Source organism: Aliiglaciecola lipolytica E3 (assembly GCF_000314975.1).
Lineage (GTDB): Bacteria > Pseudomonadota > Gammaproteobacteria > Enterobacterales > Alteromonadaceae > Aliiglaciecola > Aliiglaciecola lipolytica.
Genome location: NZ_BAEN01000065.1, coordinates 82427 through 101092 on the forward strand (window position 1 = coordinate 82427; position 18666 = coordinate 101092).

At 41.5% G+C, this 18666-nt stretch carries 16 protein-coding genes; 6 read left to right on the forward strand and 10 right to left on the reverse strand.

From position 1 onward, the window contains the following. The first annotated feature begins 248 nt into the window (after window positions 1-248). Both ggt and GLIP_RS16565 read left to right on the forward strand, forming a co-directional pair. Entirely contained in the window at window positions 249-1937 is a 1689-nt protein-coding gene (gene ggt, locus GLIP_RS16560) for a gamma-glutamyltransferase (protein WP_008845826.1), read from the forward strand. Window positions 1938-1983: 46 nt separating this feature from the next. Further along, window positions 1984-2907 (forward strand): Dyp-type peroxidase, encoded by a 924-nt coding sequence (locus GLIP_RS16565; protein ID WP_008845827.1) that lies wholly within the window; start codon window positions 1984-1986, stop codon window positions 2905-2907. 49 nt (window positions 2908-2956) lie between these two features. Here GLIP_RS16565 and GLIP_RS16570 read toward each other — a convergent pair whose 3' ends face one another. The 9 genes from GLIP_RS16570 to GLIP_RS16610 all read right to left on the reverse strand — a co-directional run bounded on the left by GLIP_RS16570 (window position 2957) and on the right by GLIP_RS16610 (window position 13198). Further along, window positions 2957-3304: a hypothetical protein gene (locus GLIP_RS16570; RefSeq protein ID WP_008845828.1), complete on the reverse strand. Its 348-nt coding sequence runs from the start codon at window positions 3302-3304 to the stop codon at window positions 2957-2959. 146 nt (window positions 3305-3450) lie between these two features. Then, entirely contained in the window at window positions 3451-4008 is a 558-nt protein-coding gene (locus tag GLIP_RS16575; RefSeq protein WP_008845829.1) for a CBU_0592 family membrane protein, read from the reverse strand. Next, entirely contained in the window at window positions 4005-5018 is a 1014-nt protein-coding gene (locus GLIP_RS16580) for a substrate-binding periplasmic protein (RefSeq protein WP_008845830.1), read from the reverse strand. The genes GLIP_RS16575 and GLIP_RS16580 overlap by 4 nt, the downstream gene beginning before the upstream one ends. 2 nt (window positions 5019-5020) lie before the next feature. After that, the gene (locus tag GLIP_RS16585; protein ID WP_008845831.1) at window positions 5021-6310 is read right to left on the reverse strand and encodes a hypothetical protein; all 1290 of its coding nucleotides are present in this window, start codon (window positions 6308-6310) and stop codon (window positions 5021-5023) included. 243 nt (window positions 6311-6553) lie between these two features. After that, the gene (locus tag GLIP_RS16590; RefSeq protein ID WP_008845832.1) at window positions 6554-7657 is read right to left on the reverse strand and encodes an adenylate/guanylate cyclase domain-containing protein; all 1104 of its coding nucleotides are present in this window, start codon (window positions 7655-7657) and stop codon (window positions 6554-6556) included. Window positions 7658-7715: 58 nt separating this feature from the next. Then, on the reverse strand, window positions 7716-9002 hold the full coding sequence (hemL, locus tag GLIP_RS16595) for a glutamate-1-semialdehyde 2,1-aminomutase (RefSeq protein WP_008845833.1): 1287 nt from the start codon (window positions 9000-9002) through the stop codon (window positions 7716-7718). 8 nt (window positions 9003-9010) lie between these two features. Then, the gene (locus GLIP_RS16600; RefSeq protein WP_008845834.1) at window positions 9011-10018 is read right to left on the reverse strand and encodes an aspartate carbamoyltransferase; all 1008 of its coding nucleotides are present in this window, start codon (window positions 10016-10018) and stop codon (window positions 9011-9013) included. A 103-nt stretch (window positions 10019-10121) separates the two neighbouring features. After that, window positions 10122-10547 (reverse strand): hypothetical protein, encoded by a 426-nt coding sequence (locus GLIP_RS21535; protein ID WP_008845835.1) that lies wholly within the window; start codon window positions 10545-10547, stop codon window positions 10122-10124. Beyond that, a complete protein-coding gene (locus GLIP_RS16610) occupies window positions 10544-13198 on the reverse strand; it encodes a reprolysin-like metallopeptidase (RefSeq protein ID WP_008845836.1) in 2655 nt (884 codons plus the stop codon). Before GLIP_RS16610 ends, GLIP_RS21535 begins: the two co-directional genes overlap by 4 nt. 203 nt (window positions 13199-13401) lie before the next feature. Here GLIP_RS16610 and GLIP_RS16615 point away from each other — a divergent pair, with 203 nt between their 5' ends. From GLIP_RS16615 to GLIP_RS16625, 3 genes are all read left to right on the forward strand, one after another. Beyond that, a complete protein-coding gene (locus tag GLIP_RS16615) occupies window positions 13402-15522 on the forward strand; it encodes a protein-disulfide reductase DsbD family protein (RefSeq protein WP_226992239.1) in 2121 nt (706 codons plus the stop codon). A gap of 40 nt (window positions 15523-15562) precedes the next feature. Continuing rightward, window positions 15563-16183 (forward strand): thioredoxin family protein, encoded by a 621-nt coding sequence (locus GLIP_RS16620; protein ID WP_008845838.1) that lies wholly within the window; start codon window positions 15563-15565, stop codon window positions 16181-16183. A gap of 78 nt (window positions 16184-16261) precedes the next feature. Next, window positions 16262-16699, forward strand: a complete 438-nt coding sequence (locus GLIP_RS16625; RefSeq protein WP_008845839.1) for a RidA family protein — start codon at window positions 16262-16264, stop codon at window positions 16697-16699. On the opposite strand, the gene GLIP_RS16630 is transcribed toward GLIP_RS16625, so the two are convergent. After that, entirely contained in the window at window positions 16696-17358 is a 663-nt protein-coding gene (locus GLIP_RS16630; RefSeq protein ID WP_008845840.1) for a TetR/AcrR family transcriptional regulator, read from the reverse strand. The two genes, GLIP_RS16625 and GLIP_RS16630, sit on opposite strands and share 4 nt — an antisense overlap. Before the next feature lie 144 nt (window positions 17359-17502). Between GLIP_RS16630 and GLIP_RS16635 the strand changes: the two genes are divergently transcribed. Further along, window positions 17503-18666: an efflux RND transporter periplasmic adaptor subunit gene (locus tag GLIP_RS16635; protein ID WP_008845841.1), complete on the forward strand. Its 1164-nt coding sequence runs from the start codon at window positions 17503-17505 to the stop codon at window positions 18664-18666.

An 18666-nucleotide genomic window follows, 5' to 3' on the forward strand; every position in this document is an offset into this window, starting at 1 on the left:
TAGTTTTTCAGGGAGATAACGGAGAGCGAACAATAAAATCAATAATATCGCTCTCTCGTTATCATTAAGAATTAAAAACCTCGCTAATTAGCGAGGTTTTTTTATGGTTTAGTCTAAAGGTTTTGGCAGATTTCAATAAACAAAAAATTACGTTGCTTAATTTAGGTCGCTGTTTATTACACTTTTCTTTAAATAAATGTACGTACAGCGTATGCTCTTTCACTTCTATATGATTTACGGGTGAGTACATGAAGTTACTGCATTATGTTTTAGGCTTGAGCATTTTTTTCAGTCATATCAGCTTTGGTTATGATCGCATTACTGGCGAACCATTTGCCTCACGTTCTGAAGTGATCGCTACCAATGGTATGGTTGCAACTAGTCAACCTTTAGCCACACAAGTTGGATTAGATATCCTCAAACAAGGTGGCAACGCAATTGATGCAGCTATCGCTGCGAACGCTATGTTAGGTTTAGTAGAGCCAACCGGCAACGGAATTGGTGGCGATTTATTTGCGATTGTGTGGGATGCTAAAACTAAACAATTGTATGGTCTAAATGCTTCAGGTCGCTCACCAAAATCGCTTTCACTAGAATACTTCAAAGAGCAAGGCATGAGTAAAATTCCGTCACACGGTCCTTTACCTGTTTCTGTGCCGGGCGCTGTGGATGGCTGGTTTGAGTTGCATTCAAAATTTGGTTCGCTACCGATGACCAGTATTTTATCGCCGACTATTGAATACGCTAAAAAAGGCTTTCCGGTTAGTGAGTTGATTGCTTGGTATATGAATCGCAGTGTACCGACATTAAGTAAATTTGATGGTTTTAAAGAAACTTACATGCCAAACGGCGCAACGCCAAAAAAAGGTGAGATTTTCGTTAATCAACATTTAGCGGCCACCTTAGAAAAAATAGCGACGGGTGGACGTGATGCATTCTATAAAGGTGATATAGCTCGCACTATAGCAGCCTATATGAAAGAGCAGGGGGGCTTTTTAAGCTACGAGGATCTAGCCAGTCACACATCAACCTGGGTTGAACCTGTATCGACTAACTATCGTGGTTACGATGTATGGGAATTACCACCTAACTCTCAAGGTATTGCTGCGCTGCAAATACTTAATATGCTGGAACAATTTGATATTGAAGGTATGGGATTTGATTCGCCAGAATATATCCACACATTTGTAGAGGCGAAAAAATTAGCATTTGAAGACCGTGCTAAATATTATGCAGACTCCGACTTTAATCAAATTCCAACTGACTGGCTTATATCAAAAGAATACGCGCAGCAACGTCTTAAATTATTGAGCCAAGACAAGGCAGCAAAACGTTACGATGCTGGCATCAATGAGGGAGATACAATCTACCTCACGACAGCAGATAAAGACGGTAATATGGTCTCGCTCATTCAATCTAATTACCGTGGCATGGGCTCTGGTATGACACCCACTGGTTTAGGATTTATATTACAAGATCGTGGTGAATTGTTTTCGTTAAAAGAAGGGCATTTCAACGTTTATGAACCTGGCAAAAGGCCGTTTCATACAATAATTCCCGCGTTTGTCACGAAAAACGGTAAGCCATGGTTAAGTTTTGGGGTTATGGGCGGCGGGACGCAGCCGCAAATGCATGCGCAGATACTAATCAACCTCATTGATTTTGGGATGAATTTACAAGAGGCCGGAGACGCGCCGCGGATATTACATACCGGTTCCAGCCAGCCAACTGGAGAGATTATGAGTGATGGCGGTTATGTAAGCCTAGAAAGCGGGTTTTCCACCAAAACCAGACGTGCACTTGTACAAAAAGGTCATGTCTTACGAGATGTTTCGGGTAGCTTTGGAGGTTATCAGGCTATTCTCAGAGACACTAAAAGTGGCGTATACTTCGGTGCATCTGAAAGCCGCAAAGACGGGCAAGCTGCTGGTTACTAGTAGCAATAAATTTAAGCACTTACACGAAACAAAAAATTAGAAAAATATGACACAACCCCAAAAAGGTATTTGCGCAGAACCGAACTTGCATGCGCAATATTTAATGTTCAATGTCATCGACGATGATGCACAAGTGATCCGTGCCAAATTAGCGCATATTCTTAATGTATTCGAACACTATGATGAGGAACATTACGAAGCTATGGTGTCTGGAATTATCGCCGTCGGTAATAGCTATTGGACGGATTTATACCCTGGTTTAATCCCACTAGAACTCGCTCCATTCCCAGATATGGAATGTGAAGACAGGCATGCTCCCGCGACTCCTTGTGATTTGTTTATTCAAATTCGTGCTGACCGAGCAGATGTCTGTTTTGCAATTGGTAACGAAGTGTGTGAATTGCTAAAAGGTCATGTGGAATTGTTTGAAGAAGTAAAAGGATTTCGTTATCTAGATGGGCGAGATTTGATCGGTTTTGTAGACGGAACTGAAAACCCCAAAGGTATGCATAAACGTGTAGTCGCCGTTGTTGGTGATAGTGATCCCGATTTTGCTGGGGGCAGTTATATACACATACAACGCTATCGAACCCAAATGGAGCGTTGGCAACGACTACCAGTGAAAAGCCAGGAAGACATCATTGGCCGCACGAAAGAAACGAATGTGGAATATGCGAGTGAAGATAAACCCGCTTTTTCTCATGTTAAACGTTCAAATGTGAAGGGTGCCGACGGCAAGAGTATCGAAATTCTGCGCCAAAGCATGCCGTACGGGGATATGACAGTAAAAGGATTATTCTTCATTTCACTTGCTAATAGTCCAAAGCCATTTACGCAAATGCTAAGTAGTATGGTGTTTGGTGATGAAAATGGTGTGTACGACCGATTATTGGATTTTACAGTACCAGAAACCGGCGCCGCATTTTTTGCACCCTCACTAACTTTTATCAAAGCCAATAAAGATTCATAACATTAGTGGAAGGCTATCGTTAGAAAATTTTATTCAAAACATTGGCAAATTAATTGTTTGAAATAGCTAATTTGCCTGGTAATGGTTTTCTAAAGAAGCCTACTCGTAATGCACCATACATCAGCATTAAGAAAGCGATACTGACAGCTACCAATGCCGCGTAAATTTGCTGTTGGGAGTGAAAGAGGTTAGCAGTGATTAGCACCACTGAGGTAACGACTATGTAAACGCTCATAATATATTTTGCATGTGACTTCAGCATCTCAGATTTAGCCTTATAAATGACTAGTATCAAAAGTAAGGCAACAATCGGGATAATGATCACTTGTTGCAACGCCAACATACTGATTAAGTATGCGCCTAATCCAATCAATTTTAAGCGAGTTTTCTCTTTCAAGGTGTTATTTCCGTCGTCGAGTTTACATAAGCATGGCATTGGTGAACTAAGCAAACAATAAGACATAGGTCGTATATATTTTTGTGGTCAGGCTTTAGCCTCGTGATTTTTGGGGTTTGCGTTTATCGATTAGCCCATGCTACCGATTAATCTATTAAATGGGCGTTATCTGGTTGGCGCAACGCACCATGAATTGAAATTAATGCCCAAATGATTTCTAACGTTAATACTGGATAGTTTCTGTCTAACCATAGCTGAGGGGTTAATGCTAAAGCGGCATATACATTTAAATATAAATACGTTTTCTGTGTGAGTTTTTGTGCGCAAAATAATAAATACGCTGCGCCAAACACTAAGGCGGAAGACCAACCCATAATTCGAATAGCCAGTTCAAGATCATAAAAACAACCTATAAATGCTGCCAACCAAATAAAAACTACCGCTAACGACATCATTCGAAACGATAAAGGCGTATTTTTTAATGGAATATGCATTAACAGCAATAAACTTATTACCGCCCAGAATCCGTTAATAACCACAGCTTGCCAAGAGGCAACAAGTACTGAGTTTACAATTAGTAAGGTTGCCGCAATTAAGTTGCCAGCGTAATAAACACGTGGAGACCAGTTCGTGATTAATGATAGATACGCGTGATTTAATAAATATAAAATCGTACCTAACCAGCCAATGCCTATTGTGATCATGGTTCTAACTGAATATGCATATTCTTAACCCGCAACTCTTTACCCACGTGAGGTCCGTTTAAGACGACAACTTTACTAGTATCCATCATGTTCTTATAAATACGATCGGAAGACGATGGAGTAAGTATTTTTTGACTCCATTCAAGTACAATTACTTTGGTTCCAATGGGGATGGTAAAGTAATCTATATTCCCTAATTGGTTCTCTGATTCGCCTAAAATTGCTGGAAAGCCTTCAGATGTGACTAAAGTGGCTAAATCGACTTTTTGTTTTAGATTTTGCAATGGTTGTAGTTTAATGTCCTCGCCATTTTGACGCATTGAAATGGCCTTATCAAAATCTGCAATCAATTGTTCACCTACGTCATTTTTACTGGCCATTATGTGCAAACTGGATTCATCATTTACGTTTTTAACAGGCATTATTAACTGTTTCTGATCTGCATAACGGGTATCCAATAAGTTATTCATCACCCCTTCCGTCATGGGTAAAATCTGCACTTCATTATTTAGCAATGCAATCAGAGCATCTTCTTCTGTCTCATACTGTTTGGCGTTTTCAACGATTTTATCTATTTTCTCTCCGTAACTATAACCCGCTACTTTTGCTATTTTAAGCGATGAGTATTGGTTGTCTGCTTGCTCTGAAGAAACAAAATGACGATTAAAATACAAACGGCTAGTAAGATAAAAAATTGGCTTCGATAAGTGGAATTTTTCCGCTCGCTCTTCAGTATAGAAATATGGATAAGACAACTCAGCTTTTTGCTTTTCCAGCAAAAGTGCAGCATCGCGGTATGGTATATATCGCCACTTAATATCTTTTTGGGCATATGCGGCGATTGTCTCCAAAACTTTAGCGGCGCGGCCTAATGGCTCTTGTTCTGGATTAATGTAGGGTGCCCATACATTTGTTAGCACGCGAACAGATGGTTCTTGTGGATTGGCTCGGACCGACTGTACAAGAATGATAAATACGCTAATCGTTAACAGTAGAATTCTTTTGTCCATTTTTACAACTTCCTTTTTGCAACAGAGGTGTAAATAAACGCCAGCACTATCATCAATCCTATACCGATTCCAAACATGGTATCAGCATCTAAACTGGCGATTAGAGTGAGAATCCAAGACGAACTTTCGTCGTTGTAATCCAGCGCTGGTCGAGACATCACTTCTCGACTGTGTTGTGACAGGAATATCAACAATTCGAAAATGGCAAACAAGCTGATTGCGAATAAAATTCGGTCTGTTTTTATACTGTGCAGCTTACTTTGTTTGGCGTTTGCTTCTTCGATTTTATTGGTACAAATTTCCTTCATGTCGTCGCCATTTTTAATGAGTAAGTCGAACTCCCAAGACGCAAAGATTTCTTCTAAATATTTGCGCTTTTGACGTGTTAAGTACTTTTTATGTTCATTTATGGCGACTTGATGCAATTTGGATTGGATACGACTGTCTTCTAATTGGCTTTTAGCGCCTAACAGGTTTCCATCGATGTAGGCCCTTGATATGGCTTCATGCAGACGTAAGTTACACTTTTCTTGTGCGGTGTAACAATATTGTGCCAGAACCATAGTATCAATGCGCGCATCGTGGTTAGCCCGCTTATCAACAACCACATAATTTAGCCATGTCATCGATTCTGTTTTTAATTTATCCGCTTTTTCATCATCGCTAAGAATATCTTCATTGATTAAATTACAGATCTTTTCTGCGTCCTTAGGACACTCTGTTTCTGCCAGCCACTGATGAATTAACTGTCGAATTTGTGGGTTCTTAAGTTGTTGTTTTTCGATATTTAAAGAGCGTGCCGTCCAGTATAAGTGGGTCGAGTTAGTTCTTGGTTTAATTAGTAACGGGTTACTAATATGACTATAAATGTCTTTTAATACGACTTGCAGTTCAGGAATGGACTGACGAATGGCCTCTTCAGCTAATTGCTGAACCCGTGATTCCATGATTTTGATGCTGTCTTGTTCAGGCAAAGTGAATTGGCATTCCACCACCGCCAATTCATTTGGAAATATATGAAACTTTAAATCGATCTCTTGATATTGATTGCTCCAAACAAAAAAAGACAAAGAGGAAACATCACTATCTAAATTCACATATTCTGGCCCGTCATTGAACCAGTTGACGCTTTCAATATCATCACGTTGACTTAATGAACTCATTAAGTTTTTAAAGTTTTCTGATTTACGATTAAAGCCCCTTATCAGCGAAAAAGGGATATCGATTGGCGAAATAGTGGTGAAATTGATTGGATTTGCGGATGGATGTTTTTCGGTGTTGTTCGATACCACGACAGGCACTCCTTGCTACTACTGCGCGCTAATATACCAAAACCTGCAACAGAATGAAAAATCATTGTTGTAGAGAGATAGTTTATAAGAGGCGTATGTAGTCGGGGCTTCAGTCCCGTAGTTTTTGAGGGTTGTGTTCGTGGGCTAAAGCCACGCTAAAGGTGTGTTTGTAGTCGGGACTTTAGTCCCGTATTTTTTGAGGTTTGCGTTCATAGGCTAAAGCCACGCTACTAAAGTGAAGTTTTAAAGCTTAGACGCGCCGTCCCAATTGTCTGACAGGTGTGCATTTTTGATCAAATTGATCTGTTCAATATGGTGTGCAACAACAGAATCATTAGGGCTTATTGCTCGTGCTTTTTCAAAACACACTAGTGCATCTTTCCATTCTCGTGCCCTACGATGATTAACACCCGCTTCGATGAAGGGCGCAGTGTCTAATTTTAGTTGTTGTATGTCTTCAGGAAGATGATTCAGCACTTCGTATACTTCAACGGGATTTTTACGTCCTTTTACGCGCACCCAATCAAGAAAACGGTAATTGAATTTTACCTTAGCATCAGCGGTTTCGAGTAATTGAGAGCTAACAACGATATCGGCACCTAATTTGGGAGCCAAGGTTTCTAAACGATAAGCAATATTGACACTATCGCCAATCACAGTTGTGTCCATTCTATCATCTGAACCCACTGTACCTATGATGACAGGACCAAAATGTATTCCTACACCTATGTTGATCGGAGGGTATCCGCTATTACTTCGATGCAGGTTATAAACGTTTAACGCATATCGTAAGTCGACAGCAGCGTTAAGTGCATCCAAAGCTTTATCTTGATTACTACCATTTGGATGATCAAACAAAGCCATAATAGCGTCACCGATAAATTTATCGATAAAGCCACCATTTTGATGGATTGGATCATTCATTCTCAAGAAATATGAATTAAGAAATTTCATCAATTCTTGTGGAGTCATCTTTTCGGAAAGACCGGTAAAACCGCGGATATCAGAAAATAAAATCGCCACTTCGTCTTCGTCAGCTCGACCTAGTTCCAAAGTTTCTGAACCATGCTTGGCAAAATGCTCAACAAATTGGCGAGGCACGAATTTTTGAAACGTTTGCGTGAGCCGCAAAGCTTCGTCTGCTTTGTTCAAAAATCGTTGATCAGCTTCGTCAGCACGCTGGGTACTTTGTACCTGTGTTTCAATTTCATAATCATTATTTTGAGAAAATGGCCGCTGGTTTTGATGCTTTTTCAAAGTTCGTTGAAGACGCAATAACACCAGTATTAAGAACACGATTATGATCATTAATACTAGTGAGACAGGTTGTAATAATTGTTCCAACATTTTTGCGTCTTCAGCTTCTTTAAGAGTGTCTTTTCAGACTACGAATATAGTTAGCCTATCAGGCTGTAATCTCTGCGAATACTTGTTTCGTAATGTCCAACGTTTTTTCAACAATTTCAAGGTCATGCATTGCTGATACAAACCCTGCTTCATACGAAGCTGGTGCCAGATATACACCCTTAGATAACATACTATGGAAGAATCGATTAAACATTTCGGTGTCACAATTAATCGCTTGTTGATAGTTTGTAACTTTCTCTATGTCGGTAAAGAAAATACCAAACATACTACCTGCATAGTTTACCGTCATTGGAACTCCGTGTTCTAACGCGATGGCTTTAATTCCCTCTGCAAGTGTTTTTGTCGCAAGTGAAATGCGCTCATATAATCCAGGTTTTTGAATTTGTGTCAGTGACGCTAATCCCGCAGCCATAGCAATTGGGTTTCCTGATAAAGTACCGGCTTGATATACAGGACCTGTAGGGGCTAATTGCTGCATGATTTCGGCTTTCCCGCCAAATGCACCTACGGGCATGCCGCCACCGATAACTTTTCCTAGGCAGGTTAAATCAGGCGTAATTGAATAAAGCTCTTGGGCGCCCCCGCGACTGACCCTAAATCCAGTCATCACTTCATCAAAAATTAATATGCTTTGATATTGGTCACAAATGTCGCGTAATCCTTGTAAAAATCCGTCAACGGGCGGAATACAATTCATATTCCCTGCAACGGGTTCAACAATAATACAGGCAATGTCGTCACCAAATTCAGCAAATGCTTTTTTGACACTGTCGATATTGTTGAATTCCATCGTTAACGTGTGTTTGGCGACATCTGCCGGGACACCGGGTGAACTTGGAACACCCATAGTTAATGCGCCAGATCCTGCCTTAACCAATAGCGAGTCCGCATGCCCGTGATAACAGCCTTCAAACTTTAGAATTTTGTTTTTGCCGGTTGCGCCACGCGCTAAACGAATAGCACTCATGGTTGCTTCTGTGCCAGAATTTACCATACGTAGCATTTCCATTGACGGCACTAATTTGTTAACCAATTCTGCCATGCTAACTTCAGATTCGGTTGGTGCACCAAAGCTTAAACCATTTTCTGCCGCCTCGATAACCGCTTGGCGGATTTTCGGGTTATTGTGTCCCAGTACCATAGGTCCCCAGGATTGCACATAGTCAATGTATTGTTTGCCATCTGCATCATAAATGTAAGGTCCGTCGGCCTTTACAATAAACGGTGGTGTACCGCCAACCGCTTTAAATGCTCTTACAGGAGAGTTAACTCCACCGGGAATATGCTTTTGTGCTTGTTCGAACAGTTGTTGTGATTTTTGCATGTAATTTTTTATCTCTTTGAACTATACCAGTTAACGTCACAATCGTACTTTGAGACCAGTTTTTCAACGCCTAAAGTTAGCGCGAAAAGTGCCATTCTGACTAATACACCGTTATCGGTTTGTCGAAATATCGCTAGATTAGGATGTAAATTAAGATCATTGTCTAACTCATTGGCATCAGCACGAGAGTCTCGTGGAAGTGGGTGCATGATGACAGTTTTAGATTGGAAATGTTTGGTGTATATGCTTTGGTTTAATCGGAATTTGCCACGATATTTATTGGCTTCTTCTTGGGATTCAAAGCGCTCTTCTTGAATCCGGGTTTGATAACAAATATCTGCATCTACACTGCCTTCAAGCTGCTCTGTTACCTTGACCGTATGACCATTTTTATGCAGCACTTCCAATATTGAGTCTGGCATCGCCAACTCTTTGGGAGAGATTAACGTAAAGCGAACGTTGTTAAATAAGCTTAATAATTTTGAAAGTGAATGCACGGTACGTCCATATTTTAAATCGCCAATCATTGCGATGTGAATGCCGTCAATTTGCCCGCCGTGATATTGCTGTTCTTTACTAATCGTATATAAATCTAATAGTGCTTGAGTTGGATGTTCGTTGGCACCATCACCGCCATTAATTACCGGAACTCGACTTCCTTCGGCAAATTCGGCCACTGACCCCGATTGTGGATGACGCATCGTTATAATGTCTGAGTATCCGCTTAATACACGAGCGGTATCAAACAATGATTCCCCTTTTGCTAGTGCAGAACTGCTCATGCCGGTGGTTTCGCGCACTTCGCCACCAAGCAGATTAAATGCGGTACCGAAACTCACACGCGTACGTGTACTGGCTTCAAAAAATAGGTTTCCCAAAATAGCGCCGTCGAGGACTTTTGTCCGTTTTTGGCGAAGCGCGTAGGGCGTCATCTTGTCAGCAACGTCGAAAATCGCCTGTATTGATTCACGGTCGAATTGATTCACTGAAAGAATGTGCTGACCTTCAAAATTCATCGCATACCCTTATGTTTCATAACAGGAAAAATGATTATGCCGAGAGTAGCTGGTTTCCTGCTGCTGGCCCGAGAGTCTATCAAAAAATCGCTAGTGGATAATCTTATTTCTGATTATTTTTGTGAAATGTTTGGCAGCCTTTCAATACAATTAAATTATAAGTAGTCGCATAATTTTTTAATGCTTTTCGGCCCTCAGTGCTTTCGCCAATTTCAAGTGTGTCGCCACTTCCAGAAAGATATTTAACCCCACATTGCTGTTGCAAATCATCCAATGGATACAGATTCATATCTATACCAGGAAAATTGATCACTTTGTTCGTAAACGCGAGTAATTCAAAGTTCTGATTTTCAACTGCTTTTTCTGCATCAATTACTGCTTGTTTAGTTGAATGCAATGCATTTGGCGAAGTTAAATCATCATTTGCTCCCAAAGTGGCAGAGTCTGAGACACTCTCTACTTTTTCTGTGACACAGGCATTTATACTTAAGGCCAGTAACACGGCTAAACTTGTTTTTAGATTATTCATTTATTACCTACAGCTTTAAATGCGCTTAATCTGAGTAGGACCAACAGACTTAACATCCAACCAATACTCCCGCCACCTGATGAATTATCTGGTGTGGTGGTAGGGGGCGGAGTTGGATTCGTATTAATCTGCGTTACCGTGATATTAATGGTGCCAGAATCAGTAGCGAAACTTGGGTCTTCAATACGATAAATTATACTGTCAGAGCCAAAAAATCCATTAGCCGGCGTGTACAATATAAGACCATTTTCTATGCTGACACGCCCAGATCCCACATAAGTTACATCTGAAATAATAAGCGTGTCCTGATCCACATCGGTATCATTATCTAAGGCATCTATGCTAATTTGCCCCGAATCTTGCTCAATCGTCAGGCTATCATTAACAGCGACAGGTGCGTCATTCACCGCTTCAATTTGCACAACAAATGCAAATACATTGCTGTCGCTCACGCCATCATTGACGACTACATTTAATGTCAAGGTGCCAGAAAAATCCGTATTTGGGGTGACTGATGTGCCCGTCGCTACATAATTTGCGCCAGGCAGAATATCTAGCGAAAAGTTCGATGGATAAGCAGAGTCAGGATCATCAACGATTAGATCGTCAAAGTCGAGAGTAAAACTGGTGTCTTCACTTGCTGAGCGAGTAATTTGCCCTGTAATTAGTGGGGCGACAGGATCATCCCCTGGCACAATTTCAAACCGTCCTGGATTTACCGCATAAAACACGTTATCAGAACAACGAACCATCAATCGTGCATTACTCGTATCTGTGCTGGGGGAAATGATGTTTTCCTGCCCATCGTTGGATGTATTGGCTAAGAGGATCGATTCAAAAACCTGGTCACCATCTGCGTCCAACAAAATATCTACATTGGCACATGAAATGGGAGAAACATTGGTTTGCGCGACATTCCATTGTACTAAATGAGATTGACCGCCGATCCAGCGCACGTCAGTTTCAGGCCGTGATACCGAAAAAGCGTCGTTGGTTGGCTGCACATCAAGATTGGCTAGTAATGTGTTTACACCACCATTACCATCTCGCACCATCAACTCAAATGTGAGTTCGCGTTCAGTGGTTGGATATGCCTCACCAAACGACACCGAATTATTTAGCACTTGATTGAGTTGCGGAAAATAACGGGTTGCTGAACTTGAAGGTGGATTTGAGCGGAACAGCGGGTTAAAGCCGTTATCTTCTGCCATTTCTTGGGCAGATTCAGTAATGCCATCAAACCCGCCTGGATTGATTTGGTCCCACACGAATGTAAGCTGATCATTATCAGCATCTGTCACTTCTGCACTGAGTACAAAGGGGGTGTTTGCAGGAATCGTATGATTGTATTGAGAGGTTGAAATTACTGGAATCGCGTTGCCATTAGATTCGACACTGCCACAATTTCTGCGAGACAATACCGTTTGTATCTGTTCCACCGAATGGCTATGGAAATAATCTTCTGAATCATCTTCAATATTTTGACTGCCGCAAATCCCCGCATAAGACATGACAGTAGAGCCACTACCCGGCTCAACAGCCGAGTTCCGTGAGCGTTGGTCTTCACTACAAGCGCCAGAGTTTGCTGCATTAAATGTATGTTCAGCACCCAATTGATGGCCAAATTCGTGAATCACTAATCCAATATAAAAGCTTTCACCAAAAGGCCTGTTACTACCCGTTTGCCCGCGCGCTTTAAAATTTTCCACACAGATACTTTGTATCGTTGCTAAACCACCTGAATCGGTGTTTAACACGTGACCTATATCATAGTTAGCTGCACCAATTAAGTCATCGATTGCAATTTGATTTGCATCTAAATCGTCGCTGGCATTATTTGTAAAAGGGTCGGTACTGCTGTCGGTATAAATGATTCTGTCGTTATTCGCCACGATTTCAAATTGGATTGCCAGATCGGTGAGTAGTACCTCATTGATGCGATTGATCAATCTAGCTAATTCGGCAATTGTGCCAGCTTCCCCACCGTTTTGAGTGGTGTATTCGCCACTGGTACTGATGGCAATACGGTAAGTAGTGACGGCGTTGCCATTTGCCCGCGCTGCTTCGTTGTTAGTTGCATCTAAGCTCCTAGATAAAGCTTTAATGTTAGAAGGTAGCGAAAGAAAGTCCTGTTGTTGAATTAAATGGCTATTTTCAGTGTTAGGATAAACTTCGTCCTTTACCCAGTAGCTAACGTAGTCTTGTTTGTCATTTAGTTTATCAAAGGTCAAAATCGCCCATTGTCCATCAATTTTGAACATACCTGATAAACCATCATCTGACAGGTCAAACCGTCCTTCGTCCTTTGGATTATTGATGTTGAAGCCAGAAAACGATCGAATGCTTGGGAATTTGGCTGCCAGCTCATCAGCCATCACTTTAACTTGCTTGAATTTGAAAGGAAGAAACTCACCTTCGGGAGTAGGGATTGCAAGTGTAAACTCGGATAGCTGGTTCGTCTTCAACTTATCCAAAGCGACTGAATCGATGTTGAGTTCATAGCCTTTTAATATCGATTGTTTAAAGCGAGCGTCAATCCCAGCTACTTTAGTGGATTGCTGCCATAAATCTTGTTTAGATTGGGCAGATACAAACGTGCTCACTGTGCCAAGAAGCACTAATACAAAGCATAATCGGATTTTAAAGGTCATTACAACTCCACTGGGTGATTTAATCAGTTTGTAATCCTATTTAAGTCTTTACGACCGTTTTAGTCGTAGAATAATTCCGTGATTCCCGATTAATTAGTTTAACTGATAACGGTAAAATTATTTACTTAGTCTATAAATATACGTGATTTATCGCATTTAGATCTATCTATCTTGTTCCCCTCCTAGCGTTATGGGAGACTATTTTGGGCAGTTCTATATGGTTGCAATCCATGCTTAAGCACTTGTTATTTAATGCATACAATTTCCAAAATATGAAGCGCACAAAGCTAGGGCTAAGGCGTGGTTATCGTATTAGTTTATGGTTATTTGTCTTCGTTTTATTTTCGCCTAGTAGCTGGGGACAAGAGACAGCTCAGGGGGATCACGTTAATGTACGCTGGTTAGCTCCCACAACCTTTGCCAGCGGTCAAACCCAATATATTGGCTTTTATTTCGAAGTCGATCCTGAATGGCATGTTTACTGGCGAAATGCCGGAGACTCAGGCGCTGCCCCACGCTTTGACTCAACTGTGCAAGGTGCGCAAATCGGTCAAATTCAATGGCCCTTTCCGCAACGGCTGCCGGTAGCGCATTTAACCAATTTAGGTTACGAAGGTAATGTCGCATATTTGTTGCCTGTCACCCCAGATAACGACGCAGACACAGTTTCGTTGTCTGTGTCGTTAGAGTGGTTGGTGTGCAAAATTGACTGTATCCCCGGTTTTGGGCAAATGAGTTTGTCTCGGCCGGTAACTGAAAACGTACAATGGCAAGCGCATGACAAAGAAATCCAGCAACACTTTGTCAGTCGTTTGCCGCAATCGGCAACGCAAAGTCCATGGAAGGTACAAAGCCTAGCTTATGCTAAACCTAGTGGCACTCACATCACACTAACCTTGATGGCTGATGCTGATGAAACTTCTACGCCAAGAGTTTTTCCGCTTTCCGGTGACTTAATTAGTGCTACCGAACCACAATTGCAGCGTGATGCGCAACAGCTTAAATTGACTTTTGCATTGATGCCTGGAGCACAGTTGGTTCAGCAAACTGATTTTGTCATCACTGATGGAAGCCAAGCATGGCATTTAGCGAATGTCCCCATTATTAAATCGCAGGGTAACGACAACTCGTTTGACTCCCCAGAGACGCAATCAATCTGGGTTCTATTGTTAGCTGCCTTTGCGGGTGGAATTATTCTGAATTTAATGCCATGTTTGTTCCCTGTGTTGTCGATTAAATTATTTGGATTGATGCAAGCACAGTCCAGCACACGAGTTTACGAAGGATTAGCATATACGGCAGGCGTACTAGTGACATTTGCTGCGTTAGGCGGATTATTGTTATTGCTTCGCGCCTCAGGCAGCGCGATTGGGTGGGGGTTTCAATTGCAATCGGCTCCGGTGGTGTTGAGCCTCATTCTATTGTTTTGGTTAATGGCTTTATCATTTAGTGGATTTTTTGATTTTGGTCATCGACTTATGAACTTGGCGGGTAGCCATCGAAGCGGTGCTTTTGTTACCGGTATGCTTGCCGTTTTCGTTGCTACACCTTGTACCGGTCCCTTTATGGGAGTTGCTTTAGGTGCGGCAGCCGTATTACCCGCAATGTCAGCGCTAATGTTATTTTTAGCATTAGGGGCTGGTTTAGCCGCTCCATTTTTACTCTTGTGTTTATGGCCTTGGTTATTAACTCGGTTGCCGCGTCCCGGTGCTTGGATGGAAACGTTACGTCAGTTTTTAGCTTTCCCACTGTACGCAACAGTCATTTGGTTGTTGTGGGTATTAGGGAAATTAGTGGGCGATGCTGGCTGGGTAATTGGTTGTTTATTAATGCTCAGCATCGTGTTCGCAATTTGGATTGCGAGCAAAACAAAAAGGTTAGGGAAGTGGACTGCTATTGCAATTGCGCTTTTTGTGTTGATTTATTCGTTTGTTTCTATTCAAGTCGAAAACAATAGTGCCACAACCGTCGCCAAAACAGATCGTTGGCACGCGTTTGATCCTGTCAAAATTGAAGAAGCACTGCAGCAGGAAAAAGCGGTGTTCGTTGATTATACGGCAGCTTGGTGTATCACCTGCCAAGTAAATAAAAAATTAGTATTGGAGAATGAATCTGTTCTGAAATTGTTCGATCGCAATGATGTACTGCTAATCAGAGCTGATTGGACCCACCACGATCCTGCTATTACAGAGTCATTGTCTCAGTTTGGAAGGAATTCAGTCCCTGTTTATGCTTGGTATGCAAAAGGGACGAATAATGCGGAATTACTACCGCAAATTTTAACCGTACCCATGATAGAAAATTTGTTTGAAGAAAGTCATTAAATCTAGATAAGTAACGTCCCAACTAATTGGAGGATATGCTATGACCTACAAATACAAAAAGTCCATTTTCGCAATGTCTTTTATTGCGCTGTTAAGTTTCCCATTCTTGGCAATTGCTGTCGCATTGCCCGGTAAACCTGCTCCTGATTTCACTGAAACCGATGCTAGCGGTATGCAGCATTCACTGAGTGATTATCAAGATCAGTGGTTGGTCATTGAATGGTTTAATAAGGATTGTCCTTATGTTCGTAAGCATTATGGCAGTGGCAATATGCAGGCTTTGCAAAAAAAATACACTGAAAATGAAGTGAAATGGTTAACTGTGATTTCTTCTGTTGAAGGAAAACAAGGATATTTTGAACCCAATGAAGCCCTAATCGAAGCCAAGGCACATAATCTGAATGCAAGTAGTCCGTTTCTCTTGGATATAGACGGCAGTATGGGAAAAGCATATGGTGCGAAAACTACACCACATATGTTTATCATTAATCCGCAAGGACAGGTCGTGTATGCTGGTGCAATTGACGACAACGATTCGGCCAATCCCGCCGTCATTGAATCATCGATGAACTATGTATCGGCAGCATTAGACGAGGCAATGGCTGGCAAAGAAGTCACTGTTGCTTCATCTCGAGCCTATGGCTGTAGCGTTAAGTATTAATTGTTTCACGTGTCTGCGTTCATTCGTTCACAGACACGTCTTTCGTCACTGATAAATAACTAAAAGGAAGCGTTTGCAATGTTAAATATTAAGGCTCTAGTTGGGGGCGCTCTGTTATCACTTTGTGCTTTTAGCAGTTATTCTCAGGTCAAGTATTTCCCATCGCCAATGGAAAACATGCCATTTTCTGCTGCCACTCAAGTTAATGATATTGTGTATTTGTCTGGACAAATAGCCAACGATAAAGACGGTAAGTTGGCAGATAACATTACTGATCAGTCGCATCAGGTGATGAAAAATATCGCCGCAACATTGCAACACATAGGTTTGAGTATGGACGACGTGTTCAAGTGTACGGTGATGATTGAAGATATTGATAAATGGGCGGATTTTAATAAAGTGTACGTGACTTATTTCAAACCAGAAAAACTGCCTTCTCGCAGTGCGTTCGGTGCAGATGGATTAGCCATGGGGTCAATGCTGGAATTGGAATGTTGGGCTTACAACGGAAACTAACGCTCAGCCTCTATCAGTTGTAATACTTGGCTAACAACCCGAGTGACTAATTCAGACTGTTTTGTTTCTGATTTAGAAAAAGGTAAACCTAACAAACTACGCAAGTAGAAATCGCCTTTTAACATATTAAATAAAGTGTACGACCAATACTCGGCCTTTGTTTTGTCTAGGCGTAGGTGAATGTTGCGTTGAAAATAATCACGCAAAATATTGATTCCATGCAAAGGACCTGCTTCATAAAACATCTCGGCCACATGTGGGTTTGTGGTTATTTCACCAATAACCACTCGGTGCATAGCCACAGATTGCTCATCCTGCAATAAATTGATTATCTGATTACCATATGTCTGCAAGGCATCAAAGGGATCTTGTTCAAAATCGCGCATATGTTCTTCACCCAATTGGTATTGAGAACATTTATAGGTAATTACCGCAGTAAATAACGCATCCTTATTGCTAAAGTGGGAATAGACGGTTTGTTTTGACACTTCCGCTTGTTTAGCGACTTGATCCATCGAGGTTGAAGAAAACCCTTGAGCAAGAAATAAATTGCTGGCTGCGATAAGAATGTTAACGCGCTTTTCTTCGCTTTTTGGACGCCCAACTTTGTTTTGATTATTCATGCAGTTAGCGCTTTTTTGAGGTTCAGGTTGTGCCACTTATTTACTCATTTTTCAGTTTGGATGTTAGATGAAAACATCTAATTACAATTACTAAACTGGACGGTCTAGTATTTATATATTAGTCTCTATGGTAATACATCATCATGTTAAACAAAATAACATAATTAACTGGGCCGATCTGTGAATAAAACGTCATCGAAAAAGTATCTCATTCCTATCGCAATTGTATTGCCTCTGTTAGCTGTAGTTGGATTGATGATAACCGCCGGTTCTGGGCAAGTGCAGGCACCGCCATCGCAGGCCAAAATTCATCAAGTAGAAGTGATTAAAGTTTCTCCTCAAACGTCTTATCAACAACAACAATTAGCATATGGACGAATTGAATCAGCAAACTTAGCCAATCTTGGTTTTGAATTGGCAGGCAAAGTCGAACAAATATTGGTTGATGAAGGTAGTCATATCGTTAGTGGCCAATTGATTGCGAAACTTGACACAAAACGCCTTGATGCCTCAATGAAAGAATTAGAAGCGGTGTTGCAATCAGCAAAATCAGATCTGCGCTTAGCCAAACAATCTCAGCAAAGAGTGACCGAGTTGGTGACCAAAAAGCTAGAGTCGGCACAACGTTTAGATGAAGTGAATGAAAATACGCAAGTAGCAAGAGCAGTCGTCGAACAAACCCAAGCACGGATTAATACACTTTTAGTTGAGCTTGAAAAGTCACAATTGCGAGCTTCATTCGACGGAACGGTTATTTCTAGGCCAGTTGATACATCTACCGTGGTGACAGCTGGGCAACCTGTGGTGGTGGTGCAGCAGACATCAGACTTTGATGCAAGAATTGCGCTGTCGAGTGAACAAGCTTTCGGACTATCTGAAGGTCAAAGTCATACGCTTTTTGCAGATGGTAACATGTTGACCGGTGTGATTAAGTCAATTGCTAACACGCGTCAGCTTAACACTCGAACCATCGATGTTATTTTCACCGTTAGCAGCGAACAAGGCCACTTATTGCCCGGGGATTTAGTCGCGTTAACCTATTCAAAGCAAGTAGATGAACAGGGAGTTTGGGTACCTAAATCAGCACTCAGTAGCGGTATCCGTGGGCTTTGGACGTTATTTACTATTCCCGATAAAGGCCAACAAAGTGTTGTCTCGCGTTCGGTCGAGGTGCTTTATTCGGGCGATACGCATAGTTATGTTCGCGGTGCACTAAATGCCAATGATTGGATGATTGTTAGCGGTGCTCATCGACTTGTCCCAGGCCAATTGGTCAATGGCGTTGAATCAACGACTACCGTTAGTCTATTACGTAAAAATGCATCCAATCAGGGATTGCAATAA

What these genes read in the sequence shown, in the direction of transcription:
- ggt (WP_008845826.1), top strand. Translation starts at nt 249, where the DNA reads ATGAAGTTACTGCATTATGTTTTAGGCTTGAGCATTTTTTTCAGTCAT.
- GLIP_RS16565 (WP_008845827.1), top strand. Translation starts at nt 1,984, where the DNA reads ATGACACAACCCCAAAAAGGTATTTGCGCAGAACCGAACTTGCATGCG.
- GLIP_RS16575 (WP_008845829.1), bottom strand. Translation starts at nt 4,008, where the DNA reads ATGATCACAATAGGCATTGGCTGGTTAGGTACGATTTTATATTTATTA.
- GLIP_RS16580 (WP_008845830.1), bottom strand. Translation starts at nt 5,018, where the DNA reads ATGGACAAAAGAATTCTACTGTTAACGATTAGCGTATTTATCATTCTT.
- GLIP_RS16590 (WP_008845832.1), bottom strand. Translation starts at nt 7,657, where the DNA reads ATGTTGGAACAATTATTACAACCTGTCTCACTAGTATTAATGATCATA.
- hemL (WP_008845833.1), bottom strand. Translation starts at nt 9,002, where the DNA reads ATGCAAAAATCACAACAACTGTTCGAACAAGCACAAAAGCATATTCCC.
- GLIP_RS16600 (WP_008845834.1), bottom strand. Translation starts at nt 10,018, where the DNA reads ATGAATTTTGAAGGTCAGCACATTCTTTCAGTGAATCAATTCGACCGT.
- GLIP_RS21535 (WP_008845835.1), bottom strand. Translation starts at nt 10,547, where the DNA reads ATGAATAATCTAAAAACAAGTTTAGCCGTGTTACTGGCCTTAAGTATA.
- GLIP_RS16610 (WP_008845836.1), bottom strand. Translation starts at nt 13,198, where the DNA reads ATGACCTTTAAAATCCGATTATGCTTTGTATTAGTGCTTCTTGGCACA.
- GLIP_RS16620 (WP_008845838.1), top strand. Translation starts at nt 15,563, where the DNA reads ATGACCTACAAATACAAAAAGTCCATTTTCGCAATGTCTTTTATTGCG.
- GLIP_RS16625 (WP_008845839.1), top strand. Translation starts at nt 16,262, where the DNA reads ATGTTAAATATTAAGGCTCTAGTTGGGGGCGCTCTGTTATCACTTTGT.